The following is a 26320-nucleotide window of genomic DNA, read 5'->3' on the forward strand; positions in this document are numbered from 1 at the left end:
GGTACTGCGTAACAGTGGGAGAGTAGGTCGCTGCCAACTTTATTAAAACCTGGTTCCATAAGGAGCCAGGTTTTTTTATGCAATAAACCCGTTAGAAAGAAGAGATACTTACGCACAGCTTCTAATTGTAATGTTAGGTTCGGTTAATAAATGCAAAAAGTGCCTGCTCAATGGCACTCGCTTCAATGCTTTTCTTAGTTTTGTGCAGTTAACGTTGAGTTATATGCAAAGGATACTTATAGCTTTTTTTATCGTATGTGTTTTCCTGTTAACGTCCGTAAGTACGTTTGCTCAGTCTGATTTGGATTTTCGCTCTGGCAGTGGAGCGCCGCAGGAAAGTAAGACCAAGACTGATTCGATCAAACCAGAAATCAGACTGTGGTATTTAAAGGGCTACGGAGCGTTTATTGACTCTACCAAGCTCGATACGCTGCAAGATTATGTACACATATTTCACCCGGTTTATAAAAACAATGTAATTACGGCTTCTTATGTGGGGAACTACGGAACGCCCGCATTAGACAACAATTTCTTTAATCGTAACTACCAAACAAATTTCTTTTTTGCTCAGAGCAGGGATGCCTACTTTTTGTCGCCATCAAAGCTGCAATACATCAATACCCATACTCCTTATACCCGGCTTGATTATACTCAGAGTGAGAATAAATCGAAGAACAATGAGACAAGGTTTAATGTGATTCATTCCCAAAACGTAAAACCGTGGTGGAATTTCACATTTAGGGTGGATCTTGCCAAATCAGACGGACAATACATCGCCCAAGAAGCTAAAAACAATTCGGTGGCATTGTATTCGAGTTATACCAAGGATAATGTATTTGTTCATGCGGGCTTTATTACCAACTCGATGAATAACAACGAAAATGGCGGTTTAACTTCCGATTCGTTGCTTTTGGATGAACAAGACGCAGAGTACTGGAATGTGAACTTAAATTCAACTCAATCTCATTTCGCCAGCAGCTATTTCTTTGCCAACGGTGAATATCGCCTGGGGAAGTTTATTGAAACCGAAGAAGATGGGGAAGAAGTATTTCGTCCGATATTGGGCGCCATGTACAATTTTGAATTGAATTTCAACCGGCAGGAGTTTGTGGATGACGAGAAACTCAGCAATACATTCTTCCCGGTTTCTTATTATCCCGACACTTATACAAAAGATTCGATTCGCTACAACCGGTTGACCAATATATTTCAACTGAAGCAATATGAAAATGCGAACAAAAAATACAGCTTTGGTAAGCGCGCCTTTTTGGGAGTTGAAATCAACAGAGGGTCAATGCCGGGGGTGTATGATTTTGTAGAGCGTAATTCACAATGGGAGTACCCGTCTCATCTGTTGGGAACACCTGTTCCTGATAGCATGGTTTACAGAAACGACATTAAATATTCAAACACTTTTGTGGGGGGTGGAATCTTTCGGGAAACCGGAAAATTTTGGAAGTGGAATGCGGAAGGACGTATCTACCTAACCGGAAGAAACGCCGGACAGACCGAATTGAGGGGGATTATTTATAAGCCGATGAATTTTATGGGCGATTCACTGGCTTCGATAAGTTTTTCCGGGGCGATCGAGAATTTGGAGCCCGATTACTTTCAGGAAAAGTTTTATTCGAACCATTACCGTTGGGACCAGAATCTGAAAACGGAGCAACGCTTAACTGCTGGTGGAACCTTTAAAATGCCCGGAAGAAAGCTGGAACTCGGCGCAAAATACGCCGTAATTAACAACTACATATACAACGATACGCTGGGGATTCCGAACCAGACCAGTAACGAAATCCTGGTTTTGTCGGCTTACATCGATAAAGACTTCAATTACCGGAATTTACATTTTCGTACGCGGGTGTTGTGGCAAAAGGCTTCGGAAGAAAGATACGTTCATTTGCCCGAATGGTCGGCCTTTGTTTCGGCGTATTACCAGTTTACTATTTCGAAGGTGTTGTTAACGCAAATCGGATCTGATGTTCGGTACAACACCAAATATTACGCAGATGCTTATGCTCCGTCAACCGGAATGTTTTACCTGCAAAATGAAAAGGAATACGGCAATTACCCTTACATTGATGTGTATGCAAGCCTTCGCTTAAAACGAACCCGTGTGTTCTTTAAATTTGTGAACATCGGAACAAGATTCCTGAATGGAGAATATATGACGGTGCCGCATTATCCAATGAATCAGTCTACATTCAGACTGGGCGTTTCGTGGGCATTTTACGATTAGATATGTTTTTCCTCGGCAATGTCCTGAAGTACATCGTAGAATTCCGAAAGAATCATGGCTGTGGCTCCCCAGATAATTTCATCTTTATAAATGATGCAGGGAACATCCAGTCTCCCGGTTAAAGTTTCCAGTTGAAGTTGCTGATAAGGAGGCCTGAAAAGTTCAATGGGGAAGTGAATGATCTTTTCCACTTCTTCGTTGCAGAGCTGACAGTCAGGCTTTTTGTGCAGCCAACCTACAATGGGCTTTATCTGAAAACGACTTACTTCCACATAAAACTCCGATAGCTCTCCCAGAATTTCAATGGCTTCCTTTTTTACCCCGATTTCTTCCCATGTTTCACGTAAAGCGGTATCAACAGCAGTTTCACCCGGTTCAATCCTTCCACCGGGAAGTGCCATCTGACCGGCATGGTGTTTCATGTGTTGCGGGCGTTTTATAAGCAGCACATTTAAACGGTTTTCTTCCTCAAAAAGCAGGAGCAAAACGCTACTGTGCTTTATTCTGCTTTTGTCTTCCGGAGCTGCCTTCAGCGTGCGGTGGGGAGGCAGCAATTTGTAATGCGATCCCAGGCCCGGAAGTTTCTTGTGCAGTGCATCCTTTATATTGTCTTTTAGGAAGTTCATAGAGCAAAAATAATCAAATCAGCTTCATTTCGGCAATTATAAGCGTGCTTCTTGCCTTCGTCTGCCTAATCAAAACGAATGGTCTTGTCGGGCGAAATACGGCTGATCAGCCAGCTCGGAATAATCAGAATTAGCGAAGTGATGGTAATGGTTCCCAGGTTCAGCAACACCAAATGCAGTACCGAGAAATTCATGGGAACATAATCAACATAATAAGCGGCAGGATCGAGTTTGATGATGCGAAAAATGCCCTGAAGCAGCACAATCGAAATCCCGATGACATTTCCCCACAACATGCCCCGGCTTGTCAGAAATACCGAGAGATAAATAAACACCTTCCGGATACTCCAGTTGGCGCTTCCCATGGCTTTTAACACCCCAATCATTGAGGCGCGTTCGAGGATCAGCACCAGCAAGCCGGAAACCATGTTAAACGAGGCAACGATTACCATTAATAAAAGGATGATCCACACATTCATATCAAGAACCGAGAGCCAGTCGAAGATTTGCGGATACAGCCGGGTGATGCTTTCGGTGCGCATAATATCGGCATCGGCATCGCGAAACTGGATAACGCTGTTGCGGATTTCCTGCTCAATATTATCAATCTGGTTGAAATTGTTGATGGCTACTTCAAAACCACTGATCTGGTCGTTTCGCCAGTCGTTAAGTCGTTGCACCTGTTTCAGATCGCCCAGGATAAATACTTTGTCGAATTCCTCAAAACCACTGCGGTAAACGCCGCAAACGGTGAGTTGCAGCAAGCGCGGAATAGCATCTTTTTCGTTGATGAAATAAACCACTACCCGATCGTTCAGTTTTATATTCAGGAGTTTGGAAAGATGCTCTGAAAGGATAATCTCGTTTACCCGGCTGCTGTCGTTAAGGAGGGGAACATGCCCCGCCACCAGGTTTTTGGCAAAAAAATCCCAGTTGTAATCTTTGGTTACCCCTTTGAAAATAATTCCCTGGTGATACTCATCGGTTTTGATCATTCCGGGCTTTGTGGCAAAAGGCTGAACATATTTTACTCCTGCAAGCGAACGAACCGTTTCAAGAAATGGCTGATCGGCTGATACCGGTCGCGTTTCGTACGAACTGTTCGAATCGTAATTAATGATTTGTATGTTGGAGCCAAAACCGATTACCCGGTCGCGTATTTCTTTTTTAAAACCGGTAACCACGGCTACCGAAACAATCATTACCGTCAGGCCAAGAGCAATTCCTATCAAGGCAATGCGAATAATACGCTGCGAAAGCAACTTACGTGTAGCCTTATCCGAAAAAAGGCGTTTTGCTATAAAAAGCTCGGTATTCATGGGGCTGAATTTACATTTTTATCAGCACAAAATCCTTGTTTATATCTGTACTTTCTGAATTTCCATCACATCCTTCCTACGGTTTATAAAGGGCAAAACCAGCAACGATATAATACCGATGAAAATGATCATAACCGTCATGGAAGTATGCGCAACAAAGGCGAAAATAATACCGTTTTCGTTGGCAACGCCATACAGCGACAGCGCTTCTTTGGCCATAAAATGCCAGGCTCCGATACCTCCCTGAACGGGCGCAACCATTCCGAAACTGGCCAGTACAAAGGTGGTCAGCCCGGCAATCGGAGTAAGGTTCGATGTAAAATCAAATGCAAAAAAGATAACATAAAGCATCAGGTAGTACATAAACCAGATAAAGGCCGAATGAAAAAAGAACCAGCCTTTCTGCTTGATGTTGCGTATGGAAATAAAGCCTTCCTTAAAGTTTTGGATCACTTCCATCATTTTCCGGAAGATAGTTGTGTGTTTAAATGCTTTTCGGAACACGATAAACAGAATAACGGCAACCGCCAGCGCGATAAGTAAAACAGGAGAACTGATCACCGCCATCAACTTATCTTTAATCTCCGGGTTTGACTCGATAAAATGGATCATTTTTCCAAATTGCGAGAAAATGACGACACCCAGTAAAATCAACAGCGAAATCATGTCGACCAATCGCTCTGCAACCACTGTCCCGATAAGTTTCGTAAAAGAAATCTTTTCATACCGTGCCAGCACTCCGCAACGCGACACTTCACCCATTCGCGGAAAAGCCATGTTCATCAGGTAGCCGACCATAACTGCCAGAAAGGTATTGATAAACCTGGGTTTATGCCCAACCGGCTCAATCATCAAGCCCCAGCGCAGGGTTCGGCTAATGTGGCTAAGCAATCCTATAAAAAGCGACAGCCAAACCCAGCCGTATTTAACATCGTTTTTTAACACCGATTTAATGTGTTCAATATCCTGATCTTTGTAGATGAGCCAGAAAATAAAAGCTCCCGCTGCGAAGAAGGCCAGAAACTGGAGAATCTTTACAATCGTTTTTTTCAAAATACAGATTTTTTAAGCTTTCTGTAGCTAACAACCCATACTCCCTAAATTTTTACTACTTTTGGGCTGCAAATTTACCGTCTGGTAATAGCTGTTTGTAGCGAACAAAAATAAAAATTTGTTTTATTAATCGACGTAAAAAAGAACAAGAAGTATCGAATAGAAATGGACGACACGGAAAGTAATGAGTTTTGTCAAACCCAAAAAAGGTCTGGGTCAGCACTTTTTGACGGATCAGAATATTGCCCGTAAAATTGTTGACAGCCTGGGGAGCGATGTTCCGGATATTTTGGAAATCGGCCCCGGAATGGGAGTACTGACTCAATACCTCTTACAGCGTCCCGAACTGAATGTTCATGTTATAGAGATCGACCGGGAATCGGTCGCCTATCTGCAGCAGCACTTTCCCACACTTCAACACATTTGGTCCGAAGACTTTCTGAAAGCGGATGTTGCCGGCAGGTTCGATGGGAAATTTAATGTGATCGGAAATTTTCCCTACAATATTTCATCGCAGATATTCTTTCGCGTTCTGGCCTGGCGAAACCGGATTCCGGAAACGGTTGGAATGGTGCAAAAAGAGGTGGCAGAACGAATTGCAGCTTCGAACGGCTCCAAAGTATATGGCATTTTAAGTGTTTTATTACAGGCATTTTTTGATATTGAGTACCTGTTTACGGTTTCTGAAAACGTATTTAACCCGCCGCCAAAAGTAAAATCAGCGGTTATTCGGTTACGGCGAAACCAGGTAGAAACACTCCCCTGCAACGAAAATTTATTCATTCAGGTAGTGAAAGCAGCTTTTAACCAGCGGCGAAAAATGTTGCGGAATTCATTAAAGGATTTGTGCGAAGCACTGCCTGCCGAATTTGCCGAAAAACGCCCCGAACAGCTTAGCGTGAGTGATTTTATCCGGCTGACCGGAATGATTGAGAACCTTAAAAACAATAAGGCATGAGCTTCGAAAATACAAGAGAATTTGTAGATCGGCTAAAGACTCTTATTGAAGAGGACAACCAACAAGGCGTAGCTGAATTATTGGAAGATCTTCACCCGGCTGACATTGCCGAGATGATGGAAGACCTGACAATGGAAGAGGCGAAGTTTATTTACCGTTTGCTGGATGGTGAAACTGCTTCTGACGTGTTGGTAGAGATGGATGAAGCCGACCGAAGACGCCTTCTTCGCGAACTGCCTTCTGAAATTATTGTTAGCAAGTTTATCGACTTCATGGATTCGGATGATGCCGCTGACGTGGTGGCCGACCTGGACGAAGATCAACAGCGCGAGGTTCTTAACGAAATCGGGGACATTGAGCAAGCCGGCGATATTGTCGACCTGCTGGAGTACGACGAAGATTCGGCCGGTGGTATTATGGCAAAAGAGCTTGTGAAGGTGAACGAAAACTGGAACGTTGCCACTTGCCTGAAAGAGATCAGCAAACAAGCCGAAGAGGTTGACGAGATATTTTACATTTATGTGACCGACGACGATGATAAACTAAAAGGAGTATTGTCGTTGAAAAAACTCATTCTGAGTAACACCAACACGAAGATTGCCAATTTATACAATCCCGAAATCAAAAAAGTGATTACGGATACACGCCAGGAAGAGGTGGCCGAAATTATGGACAAGTACGACTTGGTTGCGATTCCGGTAGTAGACGATATTGGCCGTTTGAAAGGACGGATTACCTGGGACGACGTGATCGACATTGTGCGTGAAGAAGCTGAACGCGACTACCAGATGGTGTCGGGTATTACCGGCGACGTGGAATCGAGCGACAAAGTTTGGCCGCTGATCCGCGCTCGTTTTCCCTGGCTGATGGTGGGCTTGTTGGGGGGAATTGTGAGTGCTACCATTTTGAAAACACATGGAGATTCGCTTTCAAAAGTTACCCAGCTTGCCTTTTTTATTCCCTTAATTGCCGCGATGGCCGGGAATGTGGGAGTTCAGTCGTCGTCGATTATTGTAAAGACAATCGCCAGCGGGGTGAAAGACATGGAGACACCCACGCGTAAATTACTGAAAGATATTTCGGTAGCCTTTCTTACTGCTACGGCTTTTTCGGTGCTTATTTTCATTTATAATTTTTTTACCGCAGGAGACTTACGTTTGACGTACGCTGTTTCCATTTCCCTTTTTATTGTGATTTTGTTTGCTTCGTTGTTTGGAACGATCATTCCTTTGGTTTTGCATAAGTTCAAGATTGACCCGGCTTTGGCAACGGGGCCCTTTATTACCACCATGAACGATATCCTGGGAATGTTTATTTACCTGGGGGTGGCAAGTCTGTTTTTTAATCTTGGTTAAAGCGAATTTATCGCGATTACCGGGTCGAGCCGGGCAGCCGAACGGGCGGGCATAAATCCGGCGAGAAATCCGATAACACTTGAGATTACAAGTCCTTTAATGATGTTCACCACTGTGAGTGTTATTTCAAATTCGGTGGAATAAGTAATGATCAGAGTGCCGATGTAAATCAGCAGCAATCCCACAAGTCCTCCGATTACGGATAAAACAATGGCTTCAAAAATAAATTCAAGCAAAATGAAGTAGCGCTTGGCGCCCAGCGATTTCTGGATGCCGATAATTTTGGTACGCTCTTTTACCGAAACAAACATAATATTGGCAATCCCAAAACCTCCCACCAGGATAGAAAAGCCACCAATGATCGCTCCCGCCAGATTGAACACTTTGAAAAACTGATCGAAACGGGACGAGATCAGGCTTACTTCATTCAGCGCAAAGTCGTTGTCTTCCACTGGTTTTAACCGGCGCAGCGTGCGCATAATGCCTTCTATTTCGGCTTTGAAGCGTTCGCTGTCGACATTGGGGCGGGCTTTAATACAAATGGTTTGCCCGATATCGCGGTTGCGAATGTCCACCATGTTCATGGATTTTATCACCGATATGTGAATGTTTTTGTCCATGGTATTTCCAAAGGCATCCTGTCCCTTTCTTCGGTAAACGCCAATCACCCGGAATTTATGTCCCTGGATTTTCATTACCCGGTCCAGCGCATTCATCCCTGCAAACAACTCTTTTTCAATATCGGCGCCAATGACGGCAACCGGTGCGCCGTTCCGCATTTCTGACTCAGTGAAATAGCGGCCTTTCTCCACATCCAGGTTCCATACGTCGTACATGGCATGTGTAGTAGCCATAACGGTGACGTTGTCCATGTTGTCGCTTCCGGCCTGGACGGTACGCGAAAAGCCAAACAAAAATGCGGCGTTTTCAACCGTATTGGCACGCCGTACAATTTCTTCGGCTTCTTCCAGTTCGGGAGAAGGGCGGTTCATGTATCGCCACCACGGGTACTCGGTTTCTCCTTCGGGCGGTGTCCATGGCCACTTGGCAACATAAATCATGTTACTCCCCAGGCCTGAAAGCGATTCGCGGATGCCGCGTTCCAGCGAGTCGATCACCGTAAAAACCGAAATAATAGCAAAAATACCGATGGTGATGCCCAGTAATGACAAAAGAGTACGAAGCTTGTTGGCCCGTAACGAATTAAAGGCAAACGATAAACTCTCATATGTGAGGCGAATCAGCAGCATCGGTTCAATTTATTTCTGTAAAAATAACACTAGTTTTTTGATAAAAACGTTTACACCTAAAATCCTTTGGCATGTTTTATTAGTGTCGAAATAAATAAATGATTACACTTTTCGTTCTAAATAAGAATTGCCGTATAATAATATTTTTAAAGTACTGTTATAATAGTAAATAAACGGTTTTTTTTATCTTTGCGAGCGAATCCGAAAAATCCAATAAATGGCTGATAATAAAAAAATTAAGACTGCGTTGGTTTCAGTCTTTCACAAGGAAAATTTAGATAAGATTATTTATAAACTAAACGACTTGGGTGTTAAGATTTTAAGTACCGGGGGGACAAAAAGTTTTATCGAGTCGTTAAATGTAGAGGTAACTTCGGTAGAAAGTTTAACAGGTTATCCGTCTATTTTGGGTGGAAGAGTAAAGACTTTGCATCCGAAAGTATTTGGGGGGATTTTGTCGCGCCGTGATAATCAGGGCGATGTGAGCCAGCTGAACGAATACGAGATTCCGGAGATTGACCTTGTAATTGTAGACCTTTATCCTTTTGAGGACACGGTTGCATCAGGAGCAGATGAACAGGACATTATTGAAAAAATAGATATAGGCGGGATTTCGTTGATCCGCGCCGCTGCCAAAAATTTCAAAGACGTGGTGATTGTTCCTTCGCAAAAGGAATACCAGCCGCTGTTGAATCTTTTGGAAGAGAAAAACGGAGCGTTTTCGCTGACGGATCGTAAATGGTTTGCCAGCCGGGCTTTCGGGGTTTCTTCGCATTACGATTCAGCGATTTTTGGATATTTCAATGCAGGAATTGGAGAAGCCACCGAGCGTGTTAGCCTGAACGGCGGACAGGTTTTGCGGTATGGCGAGAATCCGCACCAGGCGGCTTCGTTCTATAAATTCAACAATGGCGGAAATTCAGCAACTTTGGCCGATGCCGAAGTTTTGCAGGGAAAAGCACTTTCGTACAACAATATGTTAGATGCCGATGCTGCCTGGAAATCAGCCAGCGATGCTTACCATTCGGTAACACATCTCGAAAGCAAGGTGGCTGTTTCGGTGGTAAAACACCTGAACCCTTGCGGATTGGCAGTGACCAATAACATTATGGAGTCGCTGGAACTGGCTTGGGCCGGTGATCCGATCAGCGCTTTTGGCAGTATCATTTGTTTCACCGATACCGTAACGGGAGAAGTGGCCGAATGGTTGGGGAAAAAGTTTGTGGAGATTTTGATTGCTCCGACTTATACCGACGAGGCTTTGGAAGTTTTGGGTAAGAAAAAGAACCTGCGGGTATTGGTGACACCGATTCGTGAAGCTGTGCCGGGAGAAAAACTATACCGTTCGATCAGCGGAGGTATGCTGGTACAGGACGAAGACGAAGGTTTGGACCAGGAATTCAACACCGTTACTGAAAAGGAATTTGAAGGATCAAAAATGAACCTGGCTAAATTTGGAACTGTTGCTTGCAAACACCTGAAAAGTAATGCCATTGCAGTGGTTACTGAAAATGCTGACGGAGGATTCTGGTTGACCGGAGCAGGAATGGGACAACCCAACCGTTTGGATAGCTTGCGTTACCTGACCATGCCGCGCTTCGAGTTAAAAGGCGGGTTGGATATCTCCAATTCAGTGCTTATTTCGGATGCATTTTTCCCGTTCCGCGACAGCATTGAAGCAGCCAACGAATACGGTGTGAAATACATTGTTGAGCCGGGAGGAAGCATCCGGGACGAAGAAGTGATTGAGGCCTGCAACGAATTTGGCATTGCCATGGCATTTACAGGAAGAAGACATTTCAGACATTAATATTAATTATATCTTTATAACATCAAAACCACATAGATAAACAGCAAATTAATGGGTTTATTTTCATTTTTAACACAGGAAATTGCCATTGACCTTGGCACTGCAAATACCATTATCATACATAATGATAAAATTGTAGTGGACGAGCCCTCGATTGTTGCCATCGATCTGAAATCAGAAAAAATGGTTGCAATTGGTGAAAAGGCACGGCAAATGCAGGGGAAGACACACGCCAACCTGAAAACAATCCGGCCTTTACGCGACGGTGTAATTGCGGATTTTAACGCGGCGGAACAGATGATTCGGGGAATGATTAAAATGATTAACCCAAAACCGAGAATGTTCTCGCCGGCGCTGAAGATGGTGGTTTGTATTCCTTCCGGAAGTACAGAAGTGGAAATCCGTGCGGTGCGCGACTCTTCGGAGCATGCCGGCGGACGCGAAGTGTACATGATCTATGAACCTTTGGCAGCAGCCATCGGGATTGGTTTGGACGTGGAAGCCCCCGAAGGAAACATGGTGGTGGATATAGGTGGCGGTACCACTGAAATTGCGGTTATTTCGCTCGGAGGTATTGTTACCAATAAATCGATACGAATTGCAGGCGATGACCTGACGGCCGATATTATGGAGTACATGCGTCATCAACATAATATTAAAATCGGGGAACGTACAGCCGAGGAAATCAAAATTCACGTGGGATCAGCGCTTTCTCAGCTGCCAGAGCCTCCGCAGGATTTTGTAGTACAAGGCCCGAACCAGATGACGGCTTTACCGATCGAGGTGCCCGTGTCGTACCAGGAAATTGCACACTGTCTGGAGAAATCGATTTCAAAGATTGAAACAGCCGTGTTGAGTGCCCTGGAGCAAACGCCTCCCGAACTGTATGCCGACATTGTTACGAAAGGAATCTGGCTGGCAGGTGGCGGAGCTCTGTTAAAAGGTCTCGACAAACGTTTAACCGATAAAATAGGAATTCCGTTTCACATAGCCGAAGATCCGTTGCGTGCGGTGGTTCGCGGAACCGGTATTGCCTTGAAAAACGTAGATAAGTTCTCGTTCCTGATTCGATAAAAGCCTTCTTGATACTGTAAATGCGAAGTTTATTCAGACTACTGGTTAAAAACTATCCGTTTCTTCTATTTCTTTTTTTAGAAGTTGTGTCAGTAGTATTTATCGTAAACTACAACAGTTTTCAGCGGTCCAGGTTTCTGAATACATCCAATGCTGTAAGTGCATCGCTTTATAGTTCCTATAGCGCGGTTGTTCAGTATTTTGGATTGAAGAAAGTGAACAAGCACCTGATGGAGGAAAACTCATTCCTGCGGAACCGGCTTGATCGTTATGAAAATGTGTTGCCGGACTCAATCCCTGGATTCGTGGCCTCCGACAGTACCTTTCATTATATTTCAGCAAGGGTGATCAACAATTCAGTGAACCGGCAGCAAAATTATATTACGCTTAACCGGGGGCGAAAGCACGGTGTGAAACCCGACCAGGGCATTATCACCAGTACCGGTATTGTTGGTATTGTTACTTCGGTTTCCGAATCATATTCCATGGGCTTGTCGGTTTTGAACCCGCGCTGGAGTGTTTCTGCAAAGCTCAAAAAGAACGGTTACTACGGATCGTTGATCTGGGATGGGAAAGATCATAGGTTTGCCGATCTTAACGAAATCCCGTTTCATGTGGATGTTGCCGTTGGCGATACCATTGTAACCAGTGGCTACTCGTCGGTATTTCCCGAGGGAATTATGGTAGGTACGGTGAAGTCATTCACTCAACCTCCCGGCGAGAATTATTACGTGATCAATGTGGCGCTTTCAACTGATTTTAAATCGGTGACCTGGGTGGAAGTAATCGATGGCCTCAAATCGGAGGAATTGGAAAAATTAAAACAGGCAACATTAAATGGAGAGGCTGGGATTTAGATATTTTGTAATGTTTATTGTACTGCTGGCAGTTCAGGTGTTGTTTCTGAACCAGATTCAGTTCAGTGGTTACATAAATCCTTACATTTATGTGCTCTTCATTATGCTGCTTCCCGTGAATACGCCAAAGTATGCACTTATGCTGCTGGCGTTTGCACTCGGAATCAGTGTCGATATTTTTTCCAACAGCCTCGGAGTGCATTCGGCCGCTTCGGTTTTTGTAGCCTATTTGCGGCCGGTGATTATCCGGGTGATTACCAACCGCGAAGAAGATTTGAGTGAATATCCCGGATTGGCACAAACCGGTTTTCAGTGGTTCCTGGGTTATGCGGTCATTATGATCCTGTTGCATCACCTTGCTTTGTTCTACCTCGAAGTATTTACCTTCGCCAATTTCCTAAACACATTGTATCGTGCAATTTTAAGTTCTGTATTTTCGTTTTTTGTGATAGTTTTAAGTCAGTTTATCATTTTTAGAGAGTAGGGAACAAAAAGTGAACGATTATTCGAGAAGGAGTTATATAATCATTCTGGTTTTTATACTTGTAGCATTGGTATTCCTCATCAGGTTATTCAACTTACAGGTAATGGATTCCACGTATAAACAATACGCTACGAATAACGTATTGCGCGAAGTGGTGCAATATCCCGCGCGCGGGCTTATATACGACCGCAACGGCGAGTTGCTGGTGTACAACAAAACAGCTTACGATTTATTGGTGACTCCACGCGAGGTAAAGCCGTTTGATACCACCCTGTTTTGCCGTTTGCTCGACATTACCCGTGAAGATTTGGAGGCCGGGATTCAAAAAGCCCGGAAGTACTCGTCGTACAAACCTTCTATTCTGGTGAAACAAATATCACCTGAGAACTATGCCATACTTCAGGAACAACTGTATAAGTTTGAAGGGTTTCATTCGCAAACCAGAACCCTGCGCGAATATTCTGCACCGGCAGCAGCACATGCACTTGGTTACGTTAGCGAGGTGACACAGAGCGATATTAATAAAGATTCGTACTACAAATCAGGTGATTATATCGGAGCCAGCGGAATTGAAAAAACATACGAAGCACAGCTCCGCGGAACGAAGGGAGTGAAGAAAAATCTGGTGGATGTCCACAACCGGATTCAGGGCAGTTACCTGGAAGGAAGCGAAGATGTTCCGGCGCAAATAGGAAAAAACTTAGTAACTACGCTCGATCTCGACCTTCAGTTGTATGCCGAAAAATTATTCAAAAATAAGAAGGGCGCAGTGGTTGCGATTGAGCCGTCAACCGGCGAGGTTTTGGCCATGGTAAGTGCCCCGGTTTACGATCCGGGCTTGCTGGTGGGAAGGGTGCGTGGTGCCAATTACAAAGTGCTTGAGTCCGACTCTTTGATGCCATTGTTCAACCGGGCGCTTCAGGCAAAATATCCACCGGGCTCTACTTTTAAAACCATTAATGCTTTGATTGGCTTGCAGGAAGGCGCCATCACGCCAGAAACCCGTTTTTCCTGCGCCGGCAGAGGCTCCACTCCGATTCGTTGTACGCACGATCACATCAGTCCGGCCAATGTAGTGGAGGGAATTCGTGAATCGTGTAACCCTTTTATGTGGAACACTTTCCGAAGCATTATTGGTCGAGCAAAGACTGCTGCCGAAGGATTCAGAACATGGCGGCAGTATGTGCAGAACTTTGGACTCGGAACCATCCTTAGCGAGGATTTTGCCAATACGCTGAAAGGTGATTTACCCAGCGAAGAACTTTACAACAGAATATACGGAAAGGGGCGCTGGAATGCACTTACGGTGCGTTCGCTGTCAATCGGGCAGGGCGAGCTGGGAGCCACCCCGCTGCAAATGGCCAATGTGGCCGCCATTGTTGCCAACCATGGTTTTTACTACGAACCGCACATTGTAAAAGAAGTAGAAGGCGACACAATCCGGAGTTCGTACCGGAAAAAGCACGAGGTGGGAATCGACGAAAAATATTTTGCCCCGATTATTGAAGGGATGCGGCAATCCATTAAAAATTATTATTACATCCCGGGGTTGGAATATTGCGGCAAAACCGGAACGATACAAATTGGACGGGGACTGGAGCACGGAGCTTTTGAAGCTTTTGCACCCCGGGAAGAACCCAAAATTGCGGTTTTTACCTATGTTGAAAACAGCAAGTGGGGCTCGCAGTATGCAGCGCCCATTGCGAGTCTTATGATCGAAAAATACCTGAACGATACCATAGCCAGCAACCGGCTTCATATTGAGGAAAGAATGTTGAACTCCAATCTTTTGGACCCTAACAAAATTGTAATTACAGATGGTGCAGCGGAGTAAAATATGGGCAAACATCGACTGGGTGACCGTACTCTTGTACCTGGTGCTGGTTTTTATGGGCTGGTTCAATATTTACGCGGCTGTCTACGATTCTGATCATCAGAGCATATTTGATATTTCGCAACGATACGGTAAACAGCTTTTATGGATTGGTGCTGGCGCTGCACTGGCAATAATCATCATGTCGATAGAAACCAACTTTTATGTGTTTTTCTCTTATGTTATCTATGGTGTAATGGTTTTTTTGCTGCTGCTTGTACTGTTAATTGCCAATGAAGTAAATGGTGCCCGGTCTTGGCTTGAGATAGGCGGATTTAAAATACAACCCTCCGAGTTTGCCAAGTTTGCAACGGCCCTGGCATTGGCGCGGTACATGAGTACTTTCGACTTTAAATTAAAGGACTTTAAGTCGCTGGCAATAATGGCCCTGATAATTTTTACACCTGCCGCACTTATCCTTTTACAAAACGATACCGGCTCGGCGTTGGTATATTTTTCTTTTGTGCTGGTATTGTTTCGCGAGGGGCTTTCGGGGCTGGTATTGTTTCTCGGTACTTTGGTTGCCACTTTGTTTATCCTGGCATTGATCCTGTCCAACTTCACGTTGATATTGGTTTTGTTGGGAGCCGGCGTTCTGATGTACCTGATCCTGAACCCCAAGTTTAACCAATTTCTTCGGGTTCTTATGTTTTTTGCAGGTGGTGTTTTGTTGGCCTTTCTGCTAAATGCAATTATGGGGCGGAAGTACGAGAGTGCGGATGTAGTTATTTTCGGAACTGTTTTGGGAGCGCTGGGCACCCTGGTGTATTCGCTTCAAAAGAAATTTAAAAGCTATGTAGTTATATCGCTCTTTTTTATTGGTTCTGTGGCGTTTACCAATTCGGTTGGCTATGCTTTTGATAATATTCTCGAACCACACCATCAGGTCAGGATAAAAGAACTTTTGGGGATCGAATCCAATCCGTACGGAGCAGGCTACCACGTAAACCAAAGTAAAATAGCCATTGGTTCGGGTGGAATGTGGGGAAAAGGTTATTTGAACGGTACACAGACCAAGTTCAATTTTGTGCCCGAACAAAGTACCGACTTCATTTTCTGCACGGTTGGCGAAGAATGGGGCTTTGCCGGGACCTTTATCGTGATTGCCCTGTTTGTATTCTTTCTAAGCCGGCTGGTTTGGCTGGCCGAACGACAACGATCCGTTTTTTCGCGGATCTATGGGTACTCTGTGGCGGTAATTCTGTTTTTTCACTTCATGGTGAACATTGGGATGACCGTTGGCATCATGCCCGTTATCGGGATTCCCTTACCGTTTTTTAGCTATGGAGGTTCTTCTCTGTGGTCATTTACCATTCTGCTTTTCATTTTTATCCGGCTGGATGCAAGTCGTTTAGAAAACTTCCGCGACAGTCGAAATGCCTGATTCATTGTGAGTTCTTGGCCGTTTGCCTGTTTTTTGTTATATTCGCTGGGCTTTTTAAAAATCGAAAGATTTTTAATCTTATTAGGGTAATATAGACAAACAGATATTATAGAGTAGTTCTTCTTTGATCCTGAGGGAAATGCAGAACCACTTTTTTTCTAACTTTTTTGTGGATACTTTTTGAGTGTTCCGGATTTGAACGCTTGCAGGTGTGGTATCCCATTAAACTAAAATTTAATGCGATGATATACAAACCTTATTCTCTTCATAACTTCAGACAAATACCGCAAATGTCGTTTTTGACAGATGAGCAAAAGCTGGAAATTGAGGTGGTGGGAACAGTGCTCCCGTTTAAAACAGATAACTATGTGGTGGATGAACTGATCGATTGGTCGAATTTTGAGAAAGATCCGTTTTTCCATCTTACTTTTCCGCAGCGGGAAATGCTTCATGAAAAAGATTTTAGCCGGATTGCATCTCTGTTAAAAACGAATGCTTCAAAGGAGCTTGTTAAAGAAGAAGTAAACAGGATTCGGCTGAAATTGAATCCCAATCCGGCCGGGCAGGAAAACAATGTTCCTGTTTTTAATGGAAAGCGTTTAAACGGAATTCAGCATAAATACCGGGAGACCATGCTTTTCTTCCCAACCCAGGGACAGACTTGTCATGCCTATTGTACGTTTTGTTTTCGTTGGCCCCAGTTTGCCTTAAACGAGTTTAAGTTTGCGATGAAGGAGGCCGATCAAATGGTGGAATACCTAAAAGCGAATCCTCACATAAGCGATGTTTTGTTTACCGGGGGCGATCCGGCAGTAATGAAAACACGGTTTTTTGAAAGTTACTTCAACGCTTTGCTGGACGCCGATATTCCGCATTTGAAAAACATTCGGATCGGGACAAAATCACTGGCGTACTGGCCTTACCGTTATACTACCGATCCCGATGCTGATGATTTATTGCGTTTGTTTGAAAAGGTGAAAAAGCGTGGAATAAATGTGGCTCTGATGGCACATCTTAATCATCCGGGTGAGTTGAAAACAAAGGCCGTTCAGGAGGCCGTTCAGCGCTTGTTGAATGCCGGTGTGCAGATACGTTCGCAATCGCCGGTAATGCGCAACATCAACGACCGGGCCGACATTTGGGCCGAAAACTGGAAAGAACAGGTTCGGCAGGGAATTGTACCGTACTATATGTTTGTGGCACGCGATACAGGGGCACAGGATTATTTTGCGGTTTCGTTGAACCGGGCCTGGCAAATATTCAGAGGCGCCTACAACCAGGTAAGCGGAATTTGCCGGACGGTGAAGGGGCCAAGCATGTCGTGTAGTCCGGGCAAGGTGCAGATTGTGGGAGTTTCCGAAATCAAAGGACAAAAAGTGTTTGTGCTGAACTTCCTGCAAGGGCGCGATCCGTCGTGGGTTGGAAAGCCATTTTTTGCGAAGTTTGATCCCAAAGCAGTTTGGTTTGATGACCTGGAGCCTGCATTGGGCGAATCGGGATTCTTTTTTGAAGAGGCTTACCTCGAAATGTTGGCTTAGGGAGTTGGCTGTCCCGAAGCCAGGGGCAGTTCCAAAGTCACATCAAATTCTGTTGTTACATAGTGCATCAGTTCCTGCATAAAAGTCTTGAAATTGAGGCCAAGTGTTTCATAATTCGCACGTAAAATGCTTTCGGCAACGGGAGCTTTTGACGGAAGCGATGAATACTTGCCCATGATGTGCATCGACTGTATGATTCCTTCAATGGTAGCGTACGATTCCAGTCTCCGGTTTTGAATCAGAAAAGGTAAAAAGCCTTGTACCCGAAGCGGAAGGTGCTTGAAGTTCGACAACAGGACAGAATGCGATCGTTTGGCAAACCAGCGGAGGGATGTGTCGGAGTAGTTGTTCCAGTTGACGGCCAGAAAATGGTCGTAAATAAAATCAACTACAATTCCGGCATAATGCCCAAAATCTTCACGAAACAAAACTTTTGCTTCCTTGTGCAGGGGGTGAATATCGGTAAAATGATCGATATGGCGATGTAAAAGAATCCCGGCAGCAATTTCGTCCGGATAGCTTTTGTATTGCCTGCCTTTTACGTAATCGCCGATGAAATTGCCAACCAGCATTTTTTCTGATTCGCCCGATAAATACAGATGTGCCAGATAATTCATATGCAATAACTCTCAAACGAATACCTTCCCGAAAAGTTTTTGACGATCGCGTCTACTTTGGGTGTGTAAAGAAAGAAAAATTGTTTTTGGACGGGGCTGAAAATCCTTTAAAATTATGTTGTGTCCGAACTTTGATGCCGATTTATTAATCGTTATTTTAGCGGCCGAATTACAAAAGCTATGGCAAAACGGATTGTGGCATTTGGTGAGATCGTTTGGGATTTGCTGCCTCACGATCGGGTTTTGGGAGGAACTCCTCTGAACCTTGTTTTCCGTTGCAATTCGTTTGGGGAAGAAGGGCATTTGCTTTCGCGCGTTGGTGACGACGAACTGGGAGAGGCCGCATTGGATAAGCTTGTTGAGCTTAAAATATCCGATAAAAATGTACAGGTCGATTCTGAGTTTCCGACCGGAGTAGTTCGCGTTACCTTCGACAAAAACGGGGAAAGCCGTTACGAAGTGAAGGAAGACGTAGCTTTTGACCACATTGAATTCACCGCCGAAGCATTGATACTGGCCCGGCAGGCCGATTGTCTGTTTTTCGGCCTTCTGCCTCAGCGGTACGGCCTTTCCAAAAATACCATTCGCGAACTGATCAAGGAAGCACCCGATTCGCTTCGTTTTTTCGACCTGAAATTGTTTGAGCACTTTTTCAACGTGGAAGTGGTGGAGCGTTTGCTTAACTGTGCACACATTGTCCGAATCAAAGAAAAGGAGATGGAGTTTCTGGCGGGCAAATTGAAAATGAACTACACCGGCCTGGATGATTTTGCCGAACAGCTGTCAGTAAAATACAAGATCGACCTGGTGATTATTACCCGTGGTAACAACGGAATTTCGGCCTTTCATACAAAAAAAGGGCGGTTTTATGATCCGGGATATGTTGTTGAAATGGAAGACAATATTGGTTCCGGAATGGCTTTTTCTGCCGGTTTTCTGCATTATTACCTCAACGGAAAGTCGATGGAAGAGTCGATTCACTTTGGGAATGCAGCGGGGGCGCTGAATACCACCAAGCGAGGTGCCACCGAGTTTTTTGATAAAAATGAGGTGCTGGAGTTCATGAAAGCCACTTCTCAGCAAGCCTGATTATTTACAAAGTTTTTCTTAACAAAACAATACTTTTAAACATCTGCTTAAAAGTAACTTAAATGCCTGTTTAGGTGTTTAATATTTAAAATGAACAATTCAACGGAGCCTGGTTGCCGTAGATAAGAATCATACTGTTCAATGAATGTTTTGCCTGGAGACAGAACTTTATTGGTACTTAACAAATGATGAAATCGAAAAGAATCAGGTGCCGGGGATTGTTGCCGAGATGTAAAAGGTTAAAAGTGAGTAAACAATAAAAGCTGGTAGTGATGAAAATGAAAACACATGAAATTACAGCCATGTTGCTGGAAAGTCTTTGGAACAGTTACATTTCCAGGGTTTCATATGCGAAAAAGTATGTGGACATGGTGCTGGAAAAAGGAGGGAAAGTGGTAAACGACCACATTGCCTTAAGGACTTTTAATACACACACGGGAGAACAACCCGAAGGTATCAGGGCCATTAAACACATCCTGAACTATTTGGGTTACGTTCCGGTAGGGAAATACGAATTTAAAAAGAAGAAACTGACTGCCATTCACTTTGAGCATCCGAGCGAGGCATTTCCCAAGATTTTTGTGAGCCAGCTGGAGGTGGAGCAGTTACCGCTGTGGGCACAGCAGATCATTAACCGGACAGTGGTTGATACGCCTTATCTTATTTCTGACCGAAGCCTTGAATTACTGGCAGTACTGAAAGAAGAAGGTGAGATACCCAAGGTGGCGGCCGAGGCTTTGGTACTCGATCTGGCGCAATATTTCAGGCGTCCCTGGAACGCACCGGTCAAAGAAGATGTGTTAAAGATCAACGACGTTTCGCAATATGCAGCCTGGACGCTTCTGCATGGGAACTCGGTGAATCATTTTACGGCTTTTATAAATCAACAGGAAGTAAAAGAATGGCCTGATCTGGAAGCAACCTGCAAGGCTTTGGAGGCCGCCGGCATTCCGATGAAAGACAGCATTGAAGGTGAAAAAGGCAGCAAGTTGCGGCAATCGGCAACACAAGCTGTAAAAGAAGATGTGGACGTGATGGGCGAGGATGGTCCTGAAAAAATTACCTGGACCTACGCTTATTATGAGCTGGCCGAGCGAAATTACGTGGAGGAGGAGGGAGTGCGAAAACTCTTTTCGGGTTTCCTGGGAGAACAGGCTGCTCATTTGTTTGACATGACAAGAACCCGGGATAACTGATTTTTCCAACTATTTCTTTAATATACCGAAGGAACAAAGGTCATTTCTGAAATGGGGGGGCGGACATAGCCCTTGTTGTCTTTTCGTGGCGGAAGTTCGATTGGTTTGTATTCAAGCTCTTTGTAGGGAACCATTGAAAGTAAATGATGAATGCAGTTCAGCCGGGCGCGTTTTTTATCATCGGCATCTACCACGTACCAAGGGCTGATCTTGGTATCGGTGTAAGCAAACATGTCGTCTTTTGCTTTTGAGTACTCCACAAAAAGCTGCATCGATTTTATGTCCATTGGGCTGATCTTCCATCGCTTGGTGGGGTCTTCAATACGCGACCGGAAACGTTTTTCCTGTTCGTCTTCACTAACCGAAAACCAGTATTTTACGAGTATGATCCCGGATCGGATCAGCATTCGTTCGAAATTGGGGCACGAGCGCAGAAATTCCCAGTACTCGTCGGTGGTGCAAAAGCCCATTACTTTCTCCACCCCGGCGCGGTTGTACCAGCTACGGTCGAAAAGAACCATCTCTCCGGCTGCCGGCAAATGGGGGACGTACCGTTGGAAGTACCATTGTGTTTTTTCGCGTTCGGTGGGAGTCCCCAGCGCTACTACCCTGCAAATTCTGGGATTCAGGTACTGTGTAATACGCGCAATGGTTCCGCCTTTTCCGGCTGCATCGCGGCCCTCAAAAATAACTACTACTTTAAGGCCTTTGGCTTTGATCCATTCCTGAAGTTTTACCAGTTCAATTTGCAGTTTGTTTAGTTCTTTTTCGTAGAACCGGGTGTTGATCTTCTTCCTTTTTGGTTTTTCGTTTGATTCCATTTTTTAGCGTTTGCAAACATTTAAAGGTAAGAAAAATCAAGTAAATCCGGATTGGCTGACTTTAGGGGGCAATAATGTAAGCGCCAAATTTACTGTCGTTGCCGGCATCGGTAAGCGCCAAAAAGCCAGAAGCAATTTTATTGTTTTTTAAAACAAGCGGATGTTTTCTCTCCATTTCAGACTGAAACTTCAGGAAGCTTTTTCCGCCACCATACCAGGTTTGGTACAATGCTTTTTGCCCGGGAAACAGAAACTTTTCGAGATGAAGCGAAAGTAAACCCATGTTTTGCCGTAAATTAATTTCGAGACAGGGATTAACGGCCAGTTGATTATTGGCTGTTTTAAAAATCAGGGCATCCACCCCGAAATTTCCTTCGTATGCTAAAGCCAGTTCGCTGTTTTCCAGTATGTGGATGAGCGGAGAAATGATTCTGTCGGGAAGGCTTTCTGCAAACCGTTTTAGTTCCGGATTCATATCATCGGGAAGGCCGTTCAGGCGGTTGCCAGTGTATTGGCCTTTGTTATCGGTCATGAAATTGCTGATTCCCAGGAAGGAAACTTTGCGGTTTCTTAACTCAAACTGAAAGGCGATATCCAGTTGCTTGTCGAGAAGTGGCTCAACAATTACGTAGCCCTGGTCTTTGATAATTCCCAGAATCTTCTCCCATACTTTCGGGTGAACAGGTGTTTTGGTGATGGGTTGCAGTCCTCGTCCGGAACTGCTCCACGGAGCTTTTATCATCAGCTTTCCCCAACTGCTGAGCAGGGACTCAATGTGTTGCTGCCCGTAACAAACTTGTCCTGTAATTTCTTTCGGAATAAAAATCGTGTCCGGAAATTCCACGATTATTTGTTGCAGAATGCTGAGGGCAAATTTTTTGGAATACAAATCTCGTGTCTCAGCTGACCAGTTAAAAACAGGGGATTTTTGAAATGCCTCCGAACATTTTGTTTTTAAAGGAGTCAGCAATTTATGTGTCGCCGGACTCCAGCCCCAGGGCTTTAGTGAATTTATGTCCTTGAAAGGACATGCTTCTGCATTCAAAGCTTTCTGAAGCTTCATAAAAACGGGAATGTTTATCCCTAACTCCTCAATCGATTTCAGAAATTTCTCCGAAGGAAGTTGCTCCACTAAAACAATACCATTGGAAGTTCCCAAAAACAGAGGGAGTATACTTAAATCGGCCTCCATCTTTTTTAGCAGCTTATTGGGTTGCCAGTTGGGACTTCCGTTACCAATTGCCAGGTCGCAAGTGGGGTTGAAAAGGTATATGTCGGGAAAGCAGTGCACGCACAAAAATAGTTATTTTTTGACGTTCGCTCAGGCAGGTACACATGGTGGGATTTAATCAATCGGGGAATAAATTAGTTCGACTAGTTTGTATAAAAAATCGATTAACAATACCTAAACTTTAAGGAACTTTAGTTGTTTAATGTAGAAATGTTAAAATAATTAATAATTTTTTAATACAATGTTTTATATTAACGCCTTCAAATTATCCATATTTTTTAAAAACTAAATCCTGATTATAAAATTGAGAGTATAAGATTAAGGAAATCTATAGATCAAAACTATCAAAAACCAACTTAAAGAGAGTGTATTTTTAATTTTTCACTTAAACTATTCTTTTATGAAAAAACTTGCAATGTTGCTTGTATGTATTCTTATTCTGGGAGTACATTTTGGGAACGCACAGGTCCGATCCATCAGTGGGACAGTTACGAGCTCCGAAGATGGAACTTCCATTCCGGGAGTTTCTGTGCAACTTAAAGGAACAACCATCGGTACGATTACCAATATCGATGGTCAGTACGAACTTCAGGTTCCGGAAGATGCCAAAACGCTTATTTTTTCTTTTGTAGGCTTACAAACCATTGAAATGCCCATTTCGGGAGCTGTTATTAACGTGCAGATGAAGCCTGACATTTTGGGGCTTGATGAAGTGATTGTAACTGCTTATGGTACAACGACTAAGCAGGCATTTACTGGTTCTGCTGATGTCGTGGGGGCTGAAGAATTATCATCTCGAAATGTTACTTCTCCGATTGCAGCAATTGAGGGTAGAGCAACAGGGGTACAATTTACTTCTGCATCCGGACAACCAGGTTCTTCACCTGGTATTGTTATTCGCGGAGTAGGAACACTTAATGGTAGTTCAACTCCATTATACATTGTAGATGGTATACAGTATGAAGGTTCGTTAAGTACAATTAATCAGGAAGATATAGAATCCTTTACGATCCTTAAAGATGCCGCTTCAACGTCATTATACGGGTCAAGAGCTGCTAACGGAGTAGTTTTAATTACCACTAAGAATGGTACTAAAGGAACTATAAAAACCTCTGTGTCTGCTCAAGTCGGCTTGGTTAGCAGAAGTATCCCAAATTATGATGCAATATCTCCTGGTCAATATTATGAAATGATGTGGCAAGCTTTAAAAAACTCAAGTGCAGGTGGTGGAGATCCTGCCTATGCTACCGCAAATATTTACAATAATTTGGGCTATAACCCATTTAATGTGGCAAATGATCAAATTGTAGGAACTGACGGAAAGCTAAACCCAAGTGCAAGAGTAATTTATAAAAGCTTAGACTGGTACGATGAAATGAATCAAACCGGATTGAGAACAAACTACAATGTTAATGTAGCAGGTGGAGGTGAAAAACATAAAATATTTTTTTCTGCTTCTTACCTGGATGAAGAAGGATATGTGGTTACAACCAATTTTAATCGTATTACTTCACGTTTAAATGCCGAATTTGATGCCACAGATTGGTTGAAAGTTGGAGGTAGTGCAAACATTACTATTACTGAATCTGCCGGACCAACTTCAGCAGGAGAAAGCAGTATCGTGAACCCTTTCGGATTTGCTAAAAACATGGGCTCAATTTACCCTGTGTATGTAAATGACTTAAGTGGGAACTTAGTATTGGATGCCGGAGGAAAGCCTGTTTTTGATAACGGTGAAGGTTATTCTGAATACAATATCGGTTCAAGGCCAATATCTCAAGGTCGTCATGCCCTCCAGGAATTGCTGCTAAATGACGAAACGAAAAGAAATAATACCTACGGAGTTAGATTCTTTGCTGACTTTGAAATAATTGATGGTCTTAACTTTAGATTAAATTACGGTAGAGATATAAATGAAGGCCTTCATAAAGAATATGAAAACCATATTATTGGTGATGCTCAACCAACCGGAAGATATGGAGAAGATAGATATCGGAGAGATGTTGAAAACTTTAATCAAATCTTAACATTCAGAAAAATCTTTAATGATGTTCACAGTGTCGATGTAACTGCAGGCCATGAAAGCTTCCAAAGAATTTATTCCGGTATGGATGCATCAGCAATTAAGCAAGTTGCCACAGGTATCTATGAATTTGACAACTTTGCTGAACCAATTGGTTTAGGGGGAGCTACAACTGAAAAAACTATTGAAGGTTACTTTTTTAGAGCAAATTATAATTTTGACGGTAAATATTATATCAGTGCTTCAGCAAGGAGAGATGCTTCATCTGTTTTTGATGAAAAATCAAGATGGGGTAACTTCTATTCGGTAGGTGCTTCCTGGAGAATGGATCAGGAAAACTTCATGCAGGGAGTAGGTTGGGTTAATCATTTGAAACTACGTGCTTCATATGGTCAGGTAGGTAACGATGATTTGGGTGACTTCTTCTTATCTCAACCAAGATATGGCTTAACATCAAACGCTGGTAATCCTGCTATTTATTGGTCAGAAATTGGTAATGCCGACCTGCAATGGGAAACGGTTGGTAGTTTTGATGTAGCCCTGGAATTTGGTTTATTCAATAATCTTATTGATGGTAGTATTGAATATTATAAGAAAAATTCAACAGATCTACTTTATGATTTACCAATTCCTTTAAGTAATGGTTTAAATACTGTGCCTTCAAACATTGCCGATCTGTATAATTCAGGAATTGAATTAGGTTTAACCGGACATATCATTAAAAAGGGTGAATTTGAATGGGATATGACAGTACAGGCATCGACATTTAAAAATGAAATAACGAGTATTCCTGATCCGTTTATAACTGGTTCAAAAAGATGGGCAGAGGGTAGATCAATCTATGATTTTTATATTCTTCAAACCGCAGGTGTAGACCCTGAAACAGGAGATCAGCTATTCTGGATGTTTGAAATTGATGAAGATGGTAATAGTGTACCGGTTTTAGACGAGAACGGAAAGCAGGAAACCACAAATGACTGGGAAGAAACCGAAAGAGCATACACTGGAAGCAGTGCTATACCTGATGTTTTAGGTTCAGTATCTAATTCATTTAGTTTTAAAGGATTCGACTTAAATGTTTTATTCACCTTTGGTATCGGTGGAGAATACTTAGACTATGGATATGCTGCTATGATGCACAGTGGAACTTATGGTAGATCACTCCATCCGGATATCCTAAATGCTTGGAGTAAACCAGGCGATGTAACGAGTGTGCCTAGAATGGAAAATGGAAATGTTGATTTAGTACAATCACAATCTTCCAGATTTTTAACAGATGCGTCTTTCTGGGCATTAAAGAATGTAAACATAGGCTATTCTTTTAACAGTTCTATTACGAATAAATTAGGAGTTGATGATTTAAGGTTATCGCTTACCGGAGAGAATTTATTTCTAAAAAGTAAGAGGACAGGGCTCGATCCTCAGTACAGTATGTCAGGAACAACTGATGGTAATGACTTTAACCCATCGAGAGTATTCTCGATAGGATTAAATGTTTCATTTTAAATAATAAAGAAATAATT

Annotated in this window: 20 protein-coding genes; 13 read left to right on the forward strand and 7 right to left on the reverse strand. The window is 43.4% G+C overall.

What is annotated here, in order from left to right; translation table 11 throughout:
- The first annotated feature begins 223 nt into the window (after positions 1-223).
- Positions 224-2239: a putative porin gene (locus D1614_RS20115; RefSeq protein WP_162304584.1), complete on the forward strand. Its 2016-nt coding sequence runs from the start codon at positions 224-226 to the stop codon at positions 2237-2239.
- Here the strand turns inward: D1614_RS20115 and D1614_RS20120 are convergent.
- The 3 genes from D1614_RS20120 to D1614_RS20130 all read right to left on the reverse strand — a co-directional run bounded on the left by D1614_RS20120 (position 2236) and on the right by D1614_RS20130 (position 5237).
- Positions 2236-2865 carry an NUDIX hydrolase gene (locus tag D1614_RS20120; RefSeq protein WP_119439785.1) on the reverse strand — a complete coding sequence of 210 codons (630 nt, stop codon included), beginning with the start codon at positions 2863-2865 and terminating at the stop codon, positions 2236-2238. The genes D1614_RS20115 and D1614_RS20120 overlap by 4 nt on opposite strands.
- A 65-nt stretch (positions 2866-2930) precedes the next feature.
- Positions 2931-4184 carry an ABC transporter permease gene (locus D1614_RS20125; protein ID WP_119439786.1) on the reverse strand — a complete coding sequence of 418 codons (1254 nt, stop codon included), beginning with the start codon at positions 4182-4184 and terminating at the stop codon, positions 2931-2933.
- A gap of 39 nt (positions 4185-4223) precedes the next feature.
- Positions 4224-5237 carry a lysylphosphatidylglycerol synthase transmembrane domain-containing protein gene (locus tag D1614_RS20130; protein WP_162304585.1) on the reverse strand — a complete coding sequence of 338 codons (1014 nt, stop codon included), beginning with the start codon at positions 5235-5237 and terminating at the stop codon, positions 4224-4226.
- Between the two features lie 184 nt (positions 5238-5421).
- Here D1614_RS20130 and rsmA point away from each other — a divergent pair, with 184 nt between their 5' ends.
- Together rsmA and mgtE are read left to right on the forward strand one after the other, a co-directional pair.
- A complete protein-coding gene (gene rsmA, locus D1614_RS20135) occupies positions 5422-6195 on the forward strand; it encodes a 16S rRNA (adenine(1518)-N(6)/adenine(1519)-N(6))-dimethyltransferase RsmA (RefSeq protein ID WP_119439788.1) in 774 nt (257 codons plus the stop codon).
- A complete protein-coding gene (gene mgtE / locus D1614_RS20140) occupies positions 6192-7550 on the forward strand; it encodes a magnesium transporter (protein ID WP_119439789.1) in 1359 nt (452 codons plus the stop codon). Before rsmA ends, mgtE begins: the two co-directional genes overlap by 4 nt.
- Here mgtE and D1614_RS20145 read toward each other — a convergent pair.
- Positions 7547-8800 carry an ABC transporter permease gene (locus D1614_RS20145; RefSeq protein WP_119439790.1) on the reverse strand — a complete coding sequence of 418 codons (1254 nt, stop codon included), beginning with the start codon at positions 8798-8800 and terminating at the stop codon, positions 7547-7549. The genes mgtE and D1614_RS20145 overlap by 4 nt on opposite strands.
- Before the next feature lie 217 nt (positions 8801-9017).
- Here D1614_RS20145 and purH point away from each other — a divergent pair, with 217 nt between their 5' ends.
- The 7 genes from purH (at position 9018) to D1614_RS20180 (ending at position 17820) form a co-directional block, all read left to right on the forward strand.
- A complete protein-coding gene (gene purH, locus D1614_RS20150) occupies positions 9018-10610 on the forward strand; it encodes a bifunctional phosphoribosylaminoimidazolecarboxamide formyltransferase/IMP cyclohydrolase (RefSeq protein WP_119439791.1) in 1593 nt (530 codons plus the stop codon).
- Between the two features lie 51 nt (positions 10611-10661).
- Positions 10662-11684, forward strand: coding sequence for a rod shape-determining protein (locus D1614_RS20155; RefSeq protein ID WP_119439792.1), 1023 nt, complete (start codon positions 10662-10664; stop codon positions 11682-11684).
- A 20-nt stretch (positions 11685-11704) separates the two neighbouring features.
- On the forward strand, positions 11705-12541 hold the full coding sequence (gene mreC / locus D1614_RS20160; protein WP_119439793.1) for a rod shape-determining protein MreC: 837 nt from the start codon (positions 11705-11707) through the stop codon (positions 12539-12541).
- A complete protein-coding gene (mreD, locus tag D1614_RS20165; protein WP_119439794.1) occupies positions 12522-13025 on the forward strand; it encodes a rod shape-determining protein MreD in 504 nt (167 codons plus the stop codon). The genes mreC and mreD overlap by 20 nt, the downstream gene beginning before the upstream one ends.
- Before the next feature lie 10 nt (positions 13026-13035).
- The gene (mrdA, locus tag D1614_RS20170; RefSeq protein WP_119439795.1) at positions 13036-14859 is read left to right on the forward strand and encodes a penicillin-binding protein 2; all 1824 of its coding nucleotides are present in this window, start codon (positions 13036-13038) and stop codon (positions 14857-14859) included.
- The gene (rodA, locus tag D1614_RS20175) at positions 14843-16282 is read left to right on the forward strand and encodes a rod shape-determining protein RodA (protein ID WP_119439796.1); all 1440 of its coding nucleotides are present in this window, start codon (positions 14843-14845) and stop codon (positions 16280-16282) included. The genes mrdA and rodA overlap by 17 nt, the downstream gene beginning before the upstream one ends.
- Before the next feature lie 242 nt (positions 16283-16524).
- Positions 16525-17820 (forward strand): KamA family radical SAM protein, encoded by a 1296-nt coding sequence (locus D1614_RS20180; RefSeq protein WP_119439873.1) that lies wholly within the window; start codon positions 16525-16527, stop codon positions 17818-17820.
- On the opposite strand, the gene D1614_RS20185 is transcribed toward D1614_RS20180, so the two are convergent.
- A complete protein-coding gene (locus tag D1614_RS20185; protein WP_119439797.1) occupies positions 17817-18437 on the reverse strand; it encodes an acyl carrier protein phosphodiesterase in 621 nt (206 codons plus the stop codon). The two genes, D1614_RS20180 and D1614_RS20185, sit on opposite strands and share 4 nt — an antisense overlap.
- A gap of 180 nt (positions 18438-18617) precedes the next feature.
- Between D1614_RS20185 and D1614_RS20190 the strand changes: the two genes are divergently transcribed.
- Positions 18618-19526, forward strand: coding sequence for a PfkB family carbohydrate kinase (locus D1614_RS20190; protein ID WP_119439798.1), 909 nt, complete (start codon positions 18618-18620; stop codon positions 19524-19526).
- A gap of 272 nt (positions 19527-19798) precedes the next feature.
- Complete coding sequence (locus D1614_RS20195; protein WP_119439799.1) at positions 19799-20722, forward strand: DUF1338 domain-containing protein; 924 nt, start codon at positions 19799-19801, stop codon at positions 20720-20722.
- Positions 20723-20739: 17 nt separating this feature from the next.
- Here the strand turns inward: D1614_RS20195 and ppk2 are convergent, their stop codons facing one another.
- Together ppk2 and D1614_RS20205 are read right to left on the reverse strand one after the other, a co-directional pair.
- A complete protein-coding gene (gene ppk2, locus D1614_RS20200; protein ID WP_119439800.1) occupies positions 20740-21543 on the reverse strand; it encodes a polyphosphate kinase 2 in 804 nt (267 codons plus the stop codon).
- Positions 21544-21604: 61 nt separating this feature from the next.
- Complete coding sequence (locus D1614_RS20205) at positions 21605-22834, reverse strand: hypothetical protein (RefSeq protein WP_119439801.1); 1230 nt, start codon at positions 22832-22834, stop codon at positions 21605-21607.
- Positions 22835-23174: 340 nt separating this feature from the next.
- Here D1614_RS20205 and D1614_RS20210 point away from each other — a divergent pair, with 340 nt between their 5' ends.
- Positions 23175-26303 (forward strand): SusC/RagA family TonB-linked outer membrane protein, encoded by a 3129-nt coding sequence (locus D1614_RS20210; RefSeq protein ID WP_119439802.1) that lies wholly within the window; start codon positions 23175-23177, stop codon positions 26301-26303.
- The last annotated feature ends 17 nt before the right edge of the window (positions 26304-26320 follow it).

The organism is Maribellus luteus, from assembly GCF_003576475.1.
In the GTDB taxonomy this organism is placed as follows: Bacteria; Bacteroidota; Bacteroidia; order Bacteroidales; family Prolixibacteraceae; genus Draconibacterium; species Draconibacterium luteum.